This window comes from Halomonas sp. 113 (genome assembly GCF_904067645.1).
GTDB lineage: Bacteria > Pseudomonadota > Gammaproteobacteria > Pseudomonadales > Halomonadaceae > Vreelandella > Vreelandella titanicae.
In genome coordinates this window covers 4,457,828-4,473,763 of record NZ_LR881453.1, presented here as the reverse complement: position 1 = coordinate 4,473,763, position 15,936 = coordinate 4,457,828, and the positions used below count along the sequence as shown (strand labels likewise).

The 15,936-nt window shown below is 56.3% G+C and carries 14 protein-coding genes; 8 read left to right on the top strand and 6 right to left on the bottom strand.

What is annotated here, in order from left to right:
• The gene (locus YERSI8AC_RS20965) at window positions 1-873 is read left to right on the top strand and encodes an NAD(P)-dependent oxidoreductase (protein ID WP_159177476.1); all 873 of its coding nucleotides are present in this window, start codon (window positions 1-3) and stop codon (window positions 871-873) included.
• 35 nt (window positions 874-908) lie between these two features.
• Here YERSI8AC_RS20965 and YERSI8AC_RS20960 read toward each other — a convergent pair whose 3' ends face one another.
• Window positions 909-1,559: a TetR/AcrR family transcriptional regulator gene (locus YERSI8AC_RS20960; RefSeq protein ID WP_022521637.1), complete on the bottom strand. Its 651-nt coding sequence runs from the start codon at window positions 1,557-1,559 to the stop codon at window positions 909-911.
• Window positions 1,560-1,659: 100 nt separating this feature from the next.
• Between YERSI8AC_RS20960 and YERSI8AC_RS20955 the strand changes: the two genes are divergently transcribed.
• A complete protein-coding gene (locus tag YERSI8AC_RS20955; RefSeq protein WP_159177475.1) occupies window positions 1,660-2,820 on the top strand; it encodes an efflux RND transporter periplasmic adaptor subunit in 1,161 nt (386 codons plus the stop codon).
• On the top strand, window positions 2,807-5,914 hold the full coding sequence (locus YERSI8AC_RS20950) for an efflux RND transporter permease subunit (protein ID WP_159177474.1): 3,108 nt from the start codon (window positions 2,807-2,809) through the stop codon (window positions 5,912-5,914). The genes YERSI8AC_RS20955 and YERSI8AC_RS20950 overlap by 14 nt, the downstream gene beginning before the upstream one ends.
• A 129-nt stretch (window positions 5,915-6,043) precedes the next feature.
• Here YERSI8AC_RS20950 and YERSI8AC_RS20945 read toward each other — a convergent pair whose 3' ends face one another.
• Window positions 6,044-6,805 (bottom strand): SDR family NAD(P)-dependent oxidoreductase, encoded by a 762-nt coding sequence (locus YERSI8AC_RS20945; protein ID WP_022521639.1) that lies wholly within the window; start codon window positions 6,803-6,805, stop codon window positions 6,044-6,046.
• Between the two features lie 247 nt (window positions 6,806-7,052).
• Here YERSI8AC_RS20945 and YERSI8AC_RS20940 point away from each other — a divergent pair, with 247 nt between their 5' ends.
• On the top strand, window positions 7,053-8,399 hold the full coding sequence (locus YERSI8AC_RS20940) for an aspartate aminotransferase family protein (RefSeq protein WP_236557377.1): 1,347 nt from the start codon (window positions 7,053-7,055) through the stop codon (window positions 8,397-8,399).
• 50 nt (window positions 8,400-8,449) lie between these two features.
• Here the strand turns inward: YERSI8AC_RS20940 and pdxR are convergent, their stop codons facing one another.
• Complete coding sequence (gene pdxR, locus YERSI8AC_RS20935; protein ID WP_236557375.1) at window positions 8,450-9,937, bottom strand: MocR-like pyridoxine biosynthesis transcription factor PdxR; 1,488 nt, start codon at window positions 9,935-9,937, stop codon at window positions 8,450-8,452.
• Between the two features lie 269 nt (window positions 9,938-10,206).
• Between pdxR and YERSI8AC_RS20930 the strand changes: the two genes are divergently transcribed.
• The 4 genes from YERSI8AC_RS20930 (at window position 10,207) to YERSI8AC_RS20915 (ending at window position 13,219) form a co-directional block, all read left to right on the top strand.
• Complete coding sequence (locus YERSI8AC_RS20930; RefSeq protein ID WP_159177471.1) at window positions 10,207-11,064, top strand: transporter substrate-binding domain-containing protein; 858 nt, start codon at window positions 10,207-10,209, stop codon at window positions 11,062-11,064.
• Window positions 11,065-11,129: 65 nt separating this feature from the next.
• A complete protein-coding gene (locus tag YERSI8AC_RS20925; protein ID WP_022521643.1) occupies window positions 11,130-11,771 on the top strand; it encodes an amino acid ABC transporter permease in 642 nt (213 codons plus the stop codon).
• Window positions 11,772-11,793: 22 nt separating this feature from the next.
• Entirely contained in the window at window positions 11,794-12,459 is a 666-nt protein-coding gene (locus YERSI8AC_RS20920) for an amino acid ABC transporter permease (RefSeq protein ID WP_159177470.1), read from the top strand.
• The gene (locus tag YERSI8AC_RS20915; RefSeq protein ID WP_159177469.1) at window positions 12,452-13,219 is read left to right on the top strand and encodes an amino acid ABC transporter ATP-binding protein; all 768 of its coding nucleotides are present in this window, start codon (window positions 12,452-12,454) and stop codon (window positions 13,217-13,219) included. Before YERSI8AC_RS20920 ends, YERSI8AC_RS20915 begins: the two co-directional genes overlap by 8 nt.
• Before the next feature lie 29 nt (window positions 13,220-13,248).
• On the opposite strand, the gene YERSI8AC_RS20910 is transcribed toward YERSI8AC_RS20915, so the two are convergent.
• Genes YERSI8AC_RS20910 through YERSI8AC_RS20900 form a run of 3 tightly spaced genes read right to left on the bottom strand, consistent with a single transcriptional unit; the run spans window position 13,249 to window position 15,846 of the window.
• The gene (locus tag YERSI8AC_RS20910; protein WP_022521646.1) at window positions 13,249-14,010 is read right to left on the bottom strand and encodes a M15 family metallopeptidase; all 762 of its coding nucleotides are present in this window, start codon (window positions 14,008-14,010) and stop codon (window positions 13,249-13,251) included.
• Window positions 14,011-14,059: 49 nt separating this feature from the next.
• Window positions 14,060-15,334: a TRAP transporter large permease gene (locus tag YERSI8AC_RS20905; RefSeq protein WP_022521647.1), complete on the bottom strand. Its 1,275-nt coding sequence runs from the start codon at window positions 15,332-15,334 to the stop codon at window positions 14,060-14,062.
• Window positions 15,331-15,846 (bottom strand): TRAP transporter small permease, encoded by a 516-nt coding sequence (locus tag YERSI8AC_RS20900; RefSeq protein ID WP_159177468.1) that lies wholly within the window; start codon window positions 15,844-15,846, stop codon window positions 15,331-15,333. The genes YERSI8AC_RS20905 and YERSI8AC_RS20900 overlap by 4 nt, the downstream gene beginning before the upstream one ends.
• Between the last annotated feature and the right edge of the window lie 90 nt (window positions 15,847-15,936).

The following is a 15,936-nucleotide window of genomic DNA, read 5'->3' as shown; positions in this document are numbered from 1 at the left end:
ATGACAACATCTCGCCAGGTAGGCATCGTCGGCGTAGGCCTTATGGGCCATGGGATTGCCAGCAGTCTGCTGCGCGCAGGCCACCAAGTCAGCTTTCTCAATCACTCGGGCAATCAGCCCGTAGATGACCTGCTGGTCGCCGGTGCTACCGCGTTGAATTCAGGCCGAGAGGTAGCACAGAGCGCTGAGGTGGTGATTCTGTGCGTGACCGGCTCACCCCAAGTAGAAGCGGTGCTATTTGAACCTAACGGCGTTTTGGAAGGGATAACGCCCGGTAGTATCGTGGTGGATTGCTCCACCGCCTTGCCCAGTTCAACAGAAAACGTCGCTGCCAGAGTCACAGAGGCTGGCGGGCGCTTTATGGATGCCGCCATGACGCGCACCCCCAAAGAAGCGGCTGAAGGGCGGCTCAACTTGATTGTTGGTGCGCCGAAGGCACTGTTCGATGAAACGCTGCCTCTGCTGCAGGGCTTTGCCGAAAATATTGCCCATGCGGGCGATGTGGGCGCGGGGCATACCCTTAAACTGCTGCATAATTTTGTTTCGCTTGGGTTTTCTGCGGTATTGGCGGAGGCCACTGTCGCTTCACGTAAAGCGGGCATCAGCGATACCGCCTTGCTTGAAGTGCTTGGCGCAGGCGGCGGCGGTGGGGTAGTACTCGAGCGGCTGCGCCCCTATATCGCTGACAATGACCCTTCAGGCTTTAAGTTTAGCGTTGCCAATGCCAGCAAAGACCTCGGTTACTACCATACGATGACCGAAGACCTCGCCGTGGAGGGAGGTATCGCTGAAGCCGTCCGCAACCTGTATAAATCGGTAGAGGATCAAAGCCTGCCAATACCCGCGCTAATCGGTGTGCTAGAGCGGCGTTAAAACAGATTGTGATTTTTCAATGGGCTGTGTTTGGCCTAGGTATTCCCATACGCCGCCAAAAACACATCCACGGCGCTACTGACCTGATGATGCAGCTCTTCATCGCTGGGGAGGTGGCGAACGCCCATGCGGACTTCTGTGACCAGCATGCCTTGCCACATACTGCACAGGTGGCTGGCGGCAAGCGTGGGTGTGCCAAGCGTTAAATGCCCGGTTTGGGCTAGTCCCTCCAATTTCTCCTGCAGCCACTGCTTAGTGGCCCAAGGGCCTGCCTCAAAAAAAGCCTGTAGCAGCTCAGGGTGCTGCTCTCCCTGAGTGTTCATCACCCGCTCAACCGCTAAGACATGGGGTTCCAACAAAAAGTGCACTAAGCTCATGCCGACTTCGATCAATGATTGGCGAACCCCCTCGTGGGTGTCGGGCAGTTTATCTAATCCCCTGCGGATGATTTCGGTTTCGCGCCGTATCACACTGCCAAACAGTGCCTCTTTGGTCACAAAGTGGCCGTAGACTGTGACTTTGGAAACACCCGCTTCTCGGGCAACGGCTTCCATCGTTACCCCCTCTAAACCGTGGCGAAAAAACAGACACGCCGCCGCATCCATCATGGCATCCCGTTTAACCATATCCTTGGGTCGGCCAGCGCGGCGCTTTGGTTCAGGCGATGTATGTTGGGGCTCTGTCATTCGGTGCAATCCGGGCTATTGAGTAAATAAATATTGAACGTGAGAGTACAAATATTATAGTGAACGGTATCGTTCAAGAATAAACCATTTCGAGGCCAACATGGGCACTCCTCTAAAAACTTCCTGGAACCACCGGTTTCGCGGCACGCTGGCGGCGCTGTTGATGGTAGGTGCCACACTGGCGACGGTATTTTCTCTCTCCAGTCAGCACAGCAGTGCTCAGCAGGCCCGCCAGCAAGGCGCTGATAACGCCCTGTTACAGGTGTCGACCAAGGCCCTGGAGCAAGCCGAGCAACTGCAACGCGATGTGCGCTTAACCGGACGTGTGGTGGCGCGCCAGTCGGTATCGCTGGCGTTCGAACCCGCAGGGCGGGTTAGTGCTGTGTCAGCAGACAGAGGCGATGCGGTTGCACAGGGGGATGTGCTTGCCACGCTGGATACCCGTCGATTGGAAAGCCGCTTAGCGGAGGTAGCTGCACGCAGTGAAGAAGCCCGTGCCAGCCTCGTCCTGGCTCAGCGCCAGGAGGAGCGTGAAGCGCAGCTAAACCAGAATAACTTTGCCAGCCGCACGGCGCTGGATCAGGCCCGGACAGATCGACTGACCCTCCAGGCTCGCCTGGCGGCGCTGGCAGCCGAGCGCGATAGCCTTACCGCCGATTTGGATGACAGCACGTTAAAAGCGCCCTTCGGCGGACGAGTGATCGAGCGCCATGTCAGTGTCGGCAGCTTGGTGAGTAGCGGCACTACCGCTTTCGATCTTATCGATGTCGAGCAGTTAGAAGCGCATCTTGGCCTACCCGCAGCGCTGGCCGCGACGTTTACGCCAGGTGAAGTCGTTGAGCTGATGGTGAATGGTGAGGAAGTCAGCGGTAAGGTACGTGCTCGGCTCCCCCAGGTTGATAGCGACAGTCGCACCCAGACGCTGGTGGTGTCGCTGGAAACCCCAGACCATGCCGTGCCCGGCGATCTGGCAGAGCTGCGCTACAAGATCACAGAACCCGCAAACGGATACTGGGTGCCGTTGGATTCCCTGCAAGCCGCCGACCGTGGCCTGTGGAACGTATTGGTGGCCGAGCCGTTAGAGAACGATCACTACCGTGTGGCCCAGGCCAGCGTGGAGCTATTGCATAGTGAAGGAGACCAAGCCTTTGTACGCGGCACGCTGGCGTCGGGCATGCGGCTGATTACCGGTGGCACCCACCGTGTAACGCCAGGTCAGCAGGTCACGCTAAGCGAGGAAGTGGCCTATGAAGCGCCTTGAGTGGTTATTTAACCGTCGACTGTTAGCGCTAGCCCTGGGCCTTCTCGTTGTCGCCGGGCTGTCGGCCATTCAAACGCTGCCACGCGCGGAAGACCCCCATTTGGTGGCGCGCATGGCCACCGTGCTTGCGCCTTTTCCTGGCGCCACCCCCGAGCAGGTCGAAGCTTTAGTGGCGCGTCCCATTGAGGATGAGCTACGCACCATCGCTGAGATTAACGTGCTGGAATCCACCTCTCGCCAGGGCATTGCGGTGATTAGCCTTGAGCTTGAGGATGCCGTGACCAATGTAACGCCGGTGTGGAGCCGCGTGCGCGACAAGCTGGCCGATGTCGCCCCTACACTGCCTGACGGCGTACAAACGCCGGAGCTGCTGGATGATCGAGGCTACGCATTTAGCATCGTGGCCGCATTGCGCTGGACACTGGATACCCCGCCCAATCCCCAACTGATGGAGCGCTACGCCGAGCGTTTGGAAGCAGCGTTTAGAAACGTCCCTGGCACGGAGTATACCCACCGCTTTGGCGTGGCGGGGGAGCAGGTAGAGGTGAGGGTTAACCCGCTTGAACTGAACGCCTTGGGGCTCTCCGTCGGGCAATTAGCGGCCACTATTGAGGCAAGCGATGGACGACGTACCGCAGGTGAAGTGGTCACCGACGGCCACCGGCTGACGGTGGGGCTAAGCGGTGAGTTTGATGCGCTCGATAGGCTACGCGAGATAGAAGTGACGACTCGGCAGGGGCACACCGTAAGACTTGGCGAGTTGGCTGAGCTACGCCGGGGCGTGCAAGACCCGCCCGCCGCAGTGGCACTGCTTAACGGCGAACGAGCGGTGTATGTCGGCGCACGTATGGCTCCCGGCCAGCGAATCGATAACTGGGTGGAAAAAGCACAAGAGCAGTTGGCGGTGTTCGCCGATGAATTGCCTGTCGGCATCGCGGTTGAAGAGGTTTTCGAACAGGCCAGTTACACCAACCAGCGCTTAAGTGACGTGGCTGGCAGCCTGCTGATGGGGCTAGCGCTGGTGGTGGCGATCCTGTTCATCACTATGGGCTGGCGCTCGGCGGTGACGGTGGGGTTGGCGATCCCCGCCACGGCTCTGCTCACCCTGGCGTTCTTCAAGCCGCTGGGTATCGATATTCACCAGATGAGCATTACCGGCATTATCGTGGCGCTGGGGCTAATGGTCGACAATGCCATTGTGATGACCAACGCCCTGCGCGAGCGCTTTTTGAAAGGCGATTCAGCGCTTGCCGCTACCCGGGACACATTGCGCCACTTAGCGGTGCCGCTGCTGGCCAGCACCTTAACCACCATATTGGCGTTTATGCCGATTGTGTTGATGCCGGGCCCAGCGGGGGAGTTCGTGGGGCCCCTGGCCATGGCGGTGATGGTCGCACTGGTAAGTTCTTATCTGGTTTCGCTGCTGCTGGTGCCTGCGCTGTCACCCATGCTGTTAGCCAGGGTCGCTGATAAACCTCCAACGCCTCGAAATAACGGCGTCAGTGGGATGCTCAAGCGCGGCTTCCGCCGTACGGTACGCAGCGCGCTGCGTCACCCCTGGGCCGCCATGATCATCACCCTGTGTGTGCCCGTGGGTGGCATGGCGTTGATGCCCACGCTGGATGTGGCGTTTTTTCCTCCCGCAGACCGCGACCAGTTTCACATTGAGGTGCGCCTGCCCCCCGCCAGCAGTATGGCCAACACCGAAGCACTGGCCCATGAAGTCGATGCCATGATTCGTGAGTTGCCGGGCATCACCCGCGTCTCGGCGTTTGTCGGTGAAAGCGCGCCAATGATGTACTACAACGTGCTTACCAATGAGGATAACAACCCGGCATTTTTGCACCTGATTGTGGACACAGCGTCTTTACAAATCACTAATGAACGAGTGCCCGCCTTACAGCAGGCGCTTGATCGGCGTTTCCCTCAGGCCCAAAGCGTAGTGCGCAAGTATGAGCAGGGGCCGCCGTTTAAAGCCCCGATTGAGCTACGTGTCTATGGTGATGATCTAGCGGTGCTGTCATCGCTGGGACTTGAGCTAGCGGGTCTGATGCACCAACTGCCTCAGGTGACCCATGTGCGCGCTGGCATGCAGCGTGATTTGCCCAGGTTAACCCTGGATATCGACCACACCGCACTGAGTGATGCGGGTCTAACGCCGCAGCGGCTAGCGGAACAAGTGGGGGCCGCGCTCTCGGGGCAATCGGCAGGCATGCTGCTGGAGGATACGCAGCAACTGCCTGTGCGGGTGCGCTACGCCGATGAGTGGCGCACTAACGCAGAACAGCTGGCGGCGCTGCGCCTGGTCAGCGATCAAGTAGCTGAGGGACTGCCACTGGCGGCGGTGGCAGAGGTGTCACTCACGCCTGCCTGGAGCGTGATTACCCGCCGTAACGCTGAACGGATGCAGTTGGTACAAGGGTACCTGGTGGCCGACGCTCTTCCGGCGGTCTCCATGGCTCAGTTGGATGCCAAGCTTCAGGCAGCGTTGGCGTCGGGGGCGTTTCAATTGCCCCCTGGTTACCGAATCGAAACCGGTGGTGAAGCCGCCGAGCGAGATGACGCCGTGGGCAAGTTGCTTGCCTCGGTGGTGTTGCTGGTCATAGCCATGGTGGCCACCGTGGTATTGGCATTTAACTCCTTTCGGCGGGCCGCCATCGTATTTATTGCCGGCGCCCAGGCGATGGGTATGGGTATTGTGGCGCTGCTACTAAGCGGGCATGCGTTTGGGTTTGTGATTATCGTCGGCATCATGGGGCTGGTGGGAGTAGCGATTAATGCCACTATTATCATTATTGCTGCCTTTGATGACGATGAAGCCGCCCGCCGAGGCGATATCGATGCCATGCTGGCGGTGATCAGTGGCCCCACCAGCCGGCATATCGTTTCGACCACGGTCACTACCTTTGCAGGCTTAATTCCGTTGATGTTGGCTACCGGCGGGCTATGGCCACCATTCGCGCAAACCGTTGGTTTTGGACTGCTCTTAGCGACGCTAGTGTCGTTTTTCTTTACCCCTGCCCTTTATCGGCTGTGGGTATCGAGATCTGTTGACGTTGAGTCTCATGACCGCACGACTATTTTACAAGGATGAGTAAAATAGAATGTATCAACAATCGGTCAAAAGCGTAATGAAGCGAGTGGATAACGCCCTTTATCTAGTCAAAGAGCAAGGGCGGTATCGCGTTTCAACGGGTGGCCTATTAAAATCGGCGCAGCAGGCTTAAGCCGGGTCGCGATCAACCGCAAACGCTGACCATGCCTGACGAACGGTCATAATTTCCAAGCGATTGATGTTGATATGGGCGGGCAGCGTGGCCAAGTAGTAAAGCTGCTCGGCGATATCCTCTGCTTGAAGTGGCGTCGTACCCCGGTAAAGTGCATCCGAAGCGGCCTGGTCGCCTTTAGTTCTGACCAGCGTAAACTCGGTTTCTGCCATGCCGGGCGCCAGGTCAGTGACTCGCACGCCAGTACCTAACAGATCGCAGCGTAGGTTGTAGCTGAACTGCTGAACAAAGGCTTTCGACGCGCCATACACATGCCCGCCAGGATAAGGCCACTGACCCGCCACCGAGCCGAGATTGAGAATACTCGCGCCTTTACCGGTTTTCAGCAGCAGCGGCAGCGCCGCGTGTGTCACATTGACCAACCCCGTGATATTGGTGTCGATCATGGTGTGCCAATCCTCCAGCGCCACCTTTTGCGCCGGTTCCGGTGCCAGGGCTAACCCCGCATTATTGATTAAACACGTCAGCGGCAGAAACGTTTCCGGTAAGTTGCTAATGGCATCAGTCACCGCATCACTATCGCGGACATCCAGCGCCAGTGTTAGCACGGGCACCTGCTTGGAAAGCTCCTCCTCAAGTGCTTTGAGGCGCTCTACGCGTCGCCCGGTTAAAATCAATGACCAGCCCGCTTTGGCAAAGCGCTGGGCAGCCGCTTTACCAAACCCTGACGTCGCTCCGGTAATAAGTACGCTAGGCATTGCAATTTCTCCACGTTATTCAAGCTATTTAAAGGCAAATAATTAAAGGCGATGGGCGCGTTCTTACATCACTGTAAGCAACGCTGGTTCAAGCCTTTAGGGCCAGTTCGTGCCTGTTACTGTGACATCGCTGTTTTCCAATGCGTCTGTCCCTTTGGCACGTAAAGACTGGCCCTACAGCCTAAACGGTTGACTCACTAGGCTGGCAAGCACGCTATTTCTTAACGGATTACTTAAGGTGCTTGCTATGAATACCAATATTGCCGCTTCACATCCACCCGAAAGCGGTGTGGATAATACTTATGTACACACCTTAGATCGCCAGTATGTGTTCCACTCCTGGGCACAGCAAGGCAGTTTAGACCCCATGGTGATTGCAGGGGCTGAAGGGTGTCGCGTATGGGACTATGTGGGGCGCTCGTATCTGGATTTTAGTAGCCAGTTAGTCAATACCAATATCGGCCATCAGCACCCCAAAGTGGTGAGCGCGATTCAAGCCCAGGCCGCGAGCCTGTGTACCATTGCCCCCGCCCATGCCAACTTGGCTAGGGGCGAAGCGGCCAAGCGCATTATCGCCAAAGCGCCCGCTGGGTTTAGTAAGGTGTTTTTCACCAATGCGGGCGCGGATGCCAATGAAAATGCCATTCGTATGGCGCGTCTTTATACCGGGCGAAGCAAAATACTATCCGCCTACCGCTCCTATCACGGCAACACCGGTTCAGCGATTGCTGCCACCGGTGATTGGCGGCGGGTGCCCAATGAGTATGCCAGCGGCCATGTGCACTTCTTCAACCCTTACCTTTATCGCAGTGAGTTTTGGGCGCGCAATGAAGAGGAGGAGCGTGAGCGGGCGTTGCAACACCTGCGCCGGGTAATTGAGTGCGAAGGTGCTAATGCGGTCGCGGCCATCCTGCTGGAAACCATTCCCGGTACGGCTGGCGTACTGTTACCTCCGAAGGCGTATCTTCAGGGCGTTAGAAAACTCGCCGATGAGTTCGGTATTGTACTGATTCTAGATGAAGTGATGGCTGGCTTTGGTCGCACAGGGCGCTGGTTCGCTTTTGAACATTACGACATGGCGCCGGACTTAATCGTCTTCGCCAAAGGGGTGAACTCGGGCTATGTGCCTGCCGGGGGCGTGATTATCTCTGAATCCATCTCACGCTATTTCGATGACCACTTCTTTGTCGGCGGTCTGACGTATTCCGGCCACCCGCTGGCAATGGCGGCGATAGTCGCGACCCTGGATGCGATGGAAGCAGAAGGCGTGGTTGCAAACGCTGACTCGGTGGGTAATGGCCCGTTAGCCGCAGGGTTGCAACAGCTTGCCGAGCGATACGCCATCATTGGTGATTGGCGGGGCGTTGGTGTGTTTCATGCTTTGGAGCTCGTCAGCGACCCGGTTTACAAAACGCCACTGCCAGGGGCGGAAGTGCTGCAACTCAAGCAGCAATTAATGGAAAACGGCCTGCTGGTCTTTACCGTTGAGAACCGTATCCATGTGGTTCCGCCGTGTATCGTAACGGCCGCTGAAGTAGAGGAGGGTTTAGCCATCTTGGATCGCGTGTTGAAAAACTGTACGGCATCACGCTAGATTGGTTTTTAAATGCCCGTTTTAAGTGCCCGTTGTTAAAGTACCCGTTCTCAAGTGCTTAGAGCGTTATCGTAGGCGAAACCCAGGCGCTGTATGCCTGGGTCGATACGCTCCCTCTCGATGGCGCCAAACCCTAGCCGGAAAAAGCGCCGCGTCGGGGCGGCATCGAAGAAGTGCTGGAAGCCGGGTTCAATCAACACACCCCGCTGGGCGGCATGCCAGGCTAGCCGCTGAGTATCGATGCCCGCATCCGCTTCCATCCAGAAGGCGCTGGAGCGACTGCTGCTGTGGCTGAGGCAGCCGGGCAATGCCTGGTCAATAGCGAGCCGCATCGTGTCGCGCCGCCGGTCGATCTCCTCCACATGGAGCTTTAGGTAGCGTTCGTAATAGCCTTGAGAAATAAACTGTGCCAGCTGGTGCTGTAACGCGGCGGGTGGGTGACGGTACATCATGCGGCGCAGCGCTCGCAGCTCGTCAATCACTTCAGCATCGGCCACGACATAACCCATGCGCAGCCCAGGCGAGAGCGCCTTGGATAAGCTGCCCATGTAGATAATTCGCGCGCTCTGCGCGCTGGCTTTGAGGGCTGGCAGCGCGAACTGGTCGCCATGAATCTCGGCGTCGTAGTCATCCTCAATCACGATTTGGTCGTGATGGGGTAGCTGGGCCAGTAGAGCTTCGCGCCTCTCGCGGCTCATGGTCACACCTGTGGGCACCTGATGACTGGGCATGACGTACAGATAGTCACACTGCTGAGACCCCTCAAGACGCATGCCTTCCGTATCCACGGTTTGCAACTGCAGGCAGGCACCGCGCTGGGCAAACACATTCATTGCTTCGCGGTAACCGGGAGATTCTAGCGCCACGCGAGTGCCCCGATGGCAGAGCAGTTGCGCGATCAGATAGAGTGCATTTTGCGTTCCCATGGTGATCAGAATCTCTTCTGAGCGAGCAAAAATTCCCCGGCGCGGCAAAATACGTTTGCGCAATTGCTCAATCAGGAGCGGGTCGTCCTGGTCAATACGATCGCGCAGCCAGGGTTTATCGCGTTGCGAACTCAATAAGCGCCGAGAAACATCTCGCCACTGGGCTAACGGAAAAAGTCGCGTATCTAACTGGCCGTAAATAAACGGGTAGGCATATTCCGACCAATTGCCGGGCTTGAGGATTCCTTGGTAGTTAGTAGGGCGCTGAGCAATGCGTTTGTGCCAGTTTGGTGCGCTTATTGCGCCGTTATTGGTTTCGGTTAACGCTGTTAGTGATGAACTAAGCGTTGATTGAGGGTCGCTATAATCAGGGTGTAAATAGTAGCCGCTACGAGGGCGACTTATTAAATAGCCATCCTCGACCAGCTTTTCGTAAACAATCGCCACCGTATTACGCGAAATACCCAGCTGTTGTGAAAGCTTGCGGCAAGAGGGCAGCGCGTCCTCGCTGGGTAAACTGCCCATACGAATCGCTTCCAGCAGCGTTTTGCGTAGTTGTTCTTGCAGGCAGGCGCCAGTGTTAGGGTCGACCTCAAGACACAGTGATGTCATGCACATCTCCTCTTCAAAACCCTGGCCATCTAGCCCATTCACTCAAGCATCTCTCCTTAAACAAAGCATCTTTCGTGCCAGCTCTGTTGTTGGCAGCGGCTATCGGTAACTGTCCTTTTAATTTGCGCTAACTGGCTCTAATCGCAGAGAGGATAAAAATCTAGGGTGAAGTCAGCTTCTGCAAACAGTGGGCGAGCGATGTTTTGACTGCTTTTTCTAAAACGTATTTTTTAAAAGCGTATTTTTGAAAACCTAGGGGATATCAGACGATGAAAAAAATAGCTGCCTTAGCCTCCGCAATAAGCATCGGCGCGCTTGCTTTAAGTGCGTCACTGACCGTTTCCGCTGCGGATTTAGATGAAATAGAGAGCCGTGGCTATATGAGCGTGGCCACCGAAGATAACTACGCGCCGTTCAACTTTATGAGTGGCAGCGACCCCGATGGCTTTATCAAAGATATATTGATTGAACTGGAGGAGTACTCTGACTTCGAGATCCGCCAGGATATTTTGCCTTGGACGGGGCTTTTGGCCTCGGTTTCATCGGGCCAATACGACATGGCACTTACCGGCGCGTCGGTGACCGACGAACGCCTGCGGGTATTTAACTACGCGCCGCCGTTTGCATCGGCACAGCACTTTTACATCAAGCGGGCAGGTGATGAGCGTATCAACAGCATTGAAGACTTAAGCGGTATGACGCTGGGTGTTCAGGCGGGCAGTGCCCTGCTATCGCGCCTACCAGAGTTGGAGGTCATGCTGGAAGAGAGCGGTGGCGAGCTGGGCGACGTGATGGAGTATGAGGCCTATCCAGAAATCTACGCTGACCTGGCCAACGGTCGTGTCGATTACGTGATTAACTCTATCGTGCCGGTTAATGATCTGATCCGTGAGCGTTCTGACGTATTTGAAGCTGGTCAAGCCGTCTCCGGTCCAGGCTTCGTGGCCTGGCCGATGCCTAAAGACAGCCCACAACTACTGACCTATATCACCGACTTTATGAGCCACCTGCGTGATTCTGGCCACCTGGCCGAGCTGCAGGAAAAGTGGTTTGGCGAGTCCTTTGATGACCTGCCGACAACCCCTATCACCTCAGTGGAAGAGTTCCACGAAATGGCCGGTATGTAAGCCATCACATTCGCCTGCCGCCCAGCCTGGGCGGCGGTTTTCTTATCGCGAATTAGGGGGTGAGCATGGACAGTAGCGCATGGGGGCTTCTCATCCAGGGCGCCTGGACAACGCTTTGGATATCCGGCATCTCCATTGCCATCGGTGTGGTAATGGGGCTTTTGATTGCATTGCTTAGGGTGGCCAAAATTCCCGTTTTGCATCAATTGCTAGGCGTCTACATTAGCTTGGCGCGGGCAACGCCGCTGGTGACGCTGGTGCTGTTTATCTTCTTAACCGCGCCGACCATGGGCGTTAACCTCAACCGCAATGTGGCCGGTATTATCGCGTTAACCCTCAATACCACTGCTTTTAACGCTGAAATCTGGCGCTCTGCCTTTAACAACTTCTCCAAAGAGCAGCGTGAAGCGGCCCTGGCCATCGGTATGACACCGTGGGTCTATTTCCGCCGTATTATGCTGCCACAAATCACCATTACCAGCCTGCCGGGCTTGGTGAATGAAATGTCATTTCTGATTAAAGGCAGCCCCGCTATTGCGGTCATCGGCGTCGTCGACCTGACCCGTGTGACCAACCGTATTTCGGCGGTGACCTACGACCCACTGCCACCCATTTTAGCGGCTGCGGCGCTGTATATGCTGATTATCAGTCTGTTGGTGTGGTTTCAACGTGTGGCTGAGCGTAAAGCCAGCCGGCTGGCCGTTTAAGGTGGTCGTTTAGGGAGTCTCTATGAGCAACTGGGAAATTCTTTGGTCATCTTACGATGTGTTTTTAAGTGGTTTTTATAACACCTTAAAGCTATTTGGTTTATCCGCTGTCTTGGCTTTTTTAATGGGCAGCGCCATGGTGTTTTTATTGGAGGGTTCCCGCCCACGGTTAAAGGTTCCGCTGCGGATTTTTATCGATGGCATGCGTATGCTGCCATTTTTGATCCTGGCCTACCTGCTGTATTACGGCTTACCTAGTGCAGGCATCCGCATGAGTGCCTGGACGGCCGGGATTATCGCCCTGGTGATCTACCATGGCGCATACTTCGCGGAGATTCTGCGCGGCTGCCGCGCTACCTTCGCCCAAGGGCAGGTAGAGGCAGCAATCGCCCAAGGGTTCTCGCAGCCCCAAATGTTTATGCGCATTATCTTGCCGCAGCTGATTTTGAAAACCCGCGGCTTATTGGGTAATCAGTTGATTATCCTACTCAAAGACACCGCCTTTCTGGTGATCATCACCATGCGCGAACTCACCGCGGCGGCGAGCAGCCTGTCGAGCACCTACTTCATTCCCATGGAAGCGTTCATCGTGGTGATCGGCTTCTACTGGCTGATCAGTATTGGTTTAGAACTATTTATCAAAATGATTGGCCGTTTTGGCGCCAAGCGAGGATTCGAAAATGCCTGAGACCGCTGCTGTTAGTATTCGTAACCTTTCCAAAAGCTTCGATGGCACCGAAGTGCTGCGGGATGTATCGCTGGAAGTTCAGCCCGGCGAAGTGGTGAGTATTTTGGGCTCATCGGGTTCGGGTAAATCTACCCTGCTACGCTGCATTAACTGGCTTGAGCAACCCGACTGGGGCGACATCCGTATTGCTGGTGATCGCATTGGCGTGAGTGACACTGGAAAACACATGTCGCGCCGTGAGCTGGCAGGCATGCGCGCGCGCTTGGGCATGGTGTTCCAAGGCTTTAACCTCTGGCCTCATTTAAGCGTGCTGCGCAATGTCACCGAGGCGCCTATTCATGTTCAGGGGCTAAGCAAAACCGAGGCTGGCGCGCGGGCCATGGCGCTGCTCGAAAAAGTCGGCATGGCCGACAAGCGTGAGCAATATCCCTACACACTCTCTGGTGGTCAGAAACAGCGGGTAGCGATTGCGCGGGCACTCGCCATGCAGCCTAAGGTGATGCTGTTCGATGAGCCCACTTCAGCCCTCGACCCCGAGCTGGTGGGGGAAGTGCTTGGGGTGATCAAAGACCTCTCCAAAGAAGGCTACACCATGGTACTGGTGACCCACGAAATGGAGTTTGCCCGGGCAGTCTCCGATCAAGTGGTCTTTCTCGACAAAGGCATCATCATTGAAAAATCCCACCCCAGCAAGTTCTTTGAGAACCCTAAAACCGACCGAGTACGGCGCTTTCTGGAACTTGAAGCGCCTGCGGTGTGAGCACACTGAATCTGGCGCTGGCTAGATCATTACCCCAACTGCCTGCGCCAGCGGTTCTCTATGGTATCCAGTTCTGCCGGGCCGTACTGTGCATGATCATGCGGCCCGTAGTAGGCCCATAATTGATCGCCATAATCGAAGTGCCACCACTCGCTGGGCAGGTTGGTGAAGCCTTGCTGCTGCAGGGTGTGATAGAGCAGGCGGCGGTTATCCCGCGCCTTATGTTGCTGCGGGGTAAGCATTTCCAGCTTTTCGAAATAGTCGCTATGGGAGGCGGGAAGCGCCTCGTCAAACAGGGTGCCCATATCCAGTGGCAGGCCATCGGCATCGCAAAGCGTGACATCGACGGCGCCGCCGGTGAGGTGCGGGCTGGGGGCTAAAGGGTCGCGACTGGGTACCGATACGAACTCTCTTGTACGCTCCAATAGCTCCGCTTCGCTGAGGTCTGGATGGTGGTGGTGGATGGCTTCATGCAGGGTATCAAACAAGTACTGCTGCACCCGCCATGGCCGCCAGCCATCCAGTACGATCAACCCGATGCCCTCGGGTAAGCTACGTGCCGCAGCGAGCAGCGCCCGATAAACCCCCTCACGAACGAAACACTCCGGCACCGCACCCGGAATACCCAGCCGAGCATAGGCGGGGAACACGCTGACCGGTGCCGGGGCGAGGCTCATCGGTACCAAGCGCTCGCCGTTATCTTCGATAGGCGCGCGGCGCAGCTGTTCCCAGCAGGGAGCTGAATGGCTGGGTATAGGCGGCAAGGCCTTCAATAGTGTGCTCAAAGGCATTATGTTATCCAAGCAGAGTGTTATCCAAGCTGGTTATTAAAACTAGTTGTCAAAACTGAGTAGGCAGCCATAGCGTCAGCGATGGAAAAAGGATTAATAGAATAAGCACCGCAATCGCCGTCAGCACAAAGGGCCAAATGGTTCTAAATAGCGACACTATCTCAAGCCGACTAACCGCGGCGGCCACGAACACACAGGCGCCCAGCGGTGGCGTGATCAATGCAATGGTAATGTTCAGTGTGATGATGACGCCCAGATGAATGGGGTCTATACCCGCCATCATAGCCACCGGCGCAAAGATCGGCGTCAGTAGCATCAATGCCGACACCTCCTCCATAAACATGCCCGTGATGAAGGTGATTGCACTAAGCAGTAATAAAATAACCACGCTATTGTCCACGTAGGGTGATAGCAGGGATACAAACTGCGCAGGTACTTGCGCATAGGAGAGCAGCCAGCTAATCGTCGCCGAGGCCGCCATGATGAGAAAAATCGCCGAGGTTAAGCGTGCCGTATCAAGGATGGCTTGCCAGCACTCTTTAAAGCGTAACCCTCCCAGCACAAAGCCACATAAGGCCACATACAGCGCTGTCAACGCGCCAGATTCTGTAGGCGTCACAAAGCCCAGCACGATGCCAGCAACAATAATAAAGGGAGCGATAAGCGCGGGCAGAGCGGCCGCGAAGGCTATGCCAAGTTGGCCGATTGAGGGCAACTGGCCACTTTTGGGTAATCGGTGGCGCCAGGCATACCAGGCGTTCATGCCCATAAAGGCAACCCCCAGCAGCAGACCTGGTACTACGCCCGCCAGAAATAGATCGCCTACTGAGGTGTTGGTCAGTGAGGCGTAGAGGATCATAAAGATACTGGGTGGAATAATCGGGCCGATCAGCGAGCTACCGGCGGTCAACCCAGCGGCAAAAGCCCTTGAGTAGCCCTCCTTCTCCATGGCAGGTACTAACAGCGACCCCAGTGCCGAGGTATCCGCCACCGCTGAGCCATTGACGCCTGCGAAGAACACGCTCGACACCACGTTGACGTGGCCCATGCCGCCCCGCAAGTGCCCCACTATCAGGCGGGCGAACCCCATCAGGCGCTCGGTTAAGCCGCTGACGTTCATCAGGTTGCCAGCGAAGATGAATAACGGAATAGCCATCAAGGAGAACACATTGATACCGCCAAAGAATTGCTGGGGCAGCATACGTGGAATCATCGAGGGGTCGACAAACAGAAAGCCTACTATCGCCGTGGTCAGCAGTGCGATGAACAGAGGAAGCCCAAGCAAAACGTGGCCGAGGAAAACCACCAGCATCGTCACAATCATAAGGAGTCCTCAACGGTTGTGGATGGAGAGTCCTCAACGGTTTTAAGTGGCGCGGGGCCATAGAGAAGCGCATGCCAAGCCAGTAATAAAAAGCCAACGGGTAGCGAGAGGAGGGGCACCGTGCGGCTAATGCCAAGCCCTGAGGTGGTAAACATGCTGACCGAGAGTGCATAGCGATAGCTGACCCAGGCCCCCCCCGCTGCAATCAGCAGGGTGAGCAGCCACTGGTACACGTTCAGCAAACGCGCGAGAGGGGGTGGCAGTAGCTTCTCCAACAGACCAACGCGCATGTGACCCCCTTCCGACCAGACGGTGCCAGCCGCGAGCATCACGGTGGCGATAATCAAAAATCGCGATATCTCATCTGTCCAAATAGGGGCACCACCGACGATGTAGCGGGCAAACACCCCATACAATATGGCCGCAACATTGAGGCATAGCAGCGCGCTCGCCAGGGTTAGGGACACCGGGCGGCTGATCGCCAGTAGACGGGATCGAAGCGTATTAAACATGGCAGCCTTCCAGGAAGCACAGAAACGTTAAGCACTAGAACATTCAGTACTGGGATATTAAGTACTGGAAATTAGGGGGCCGGTAAGGTA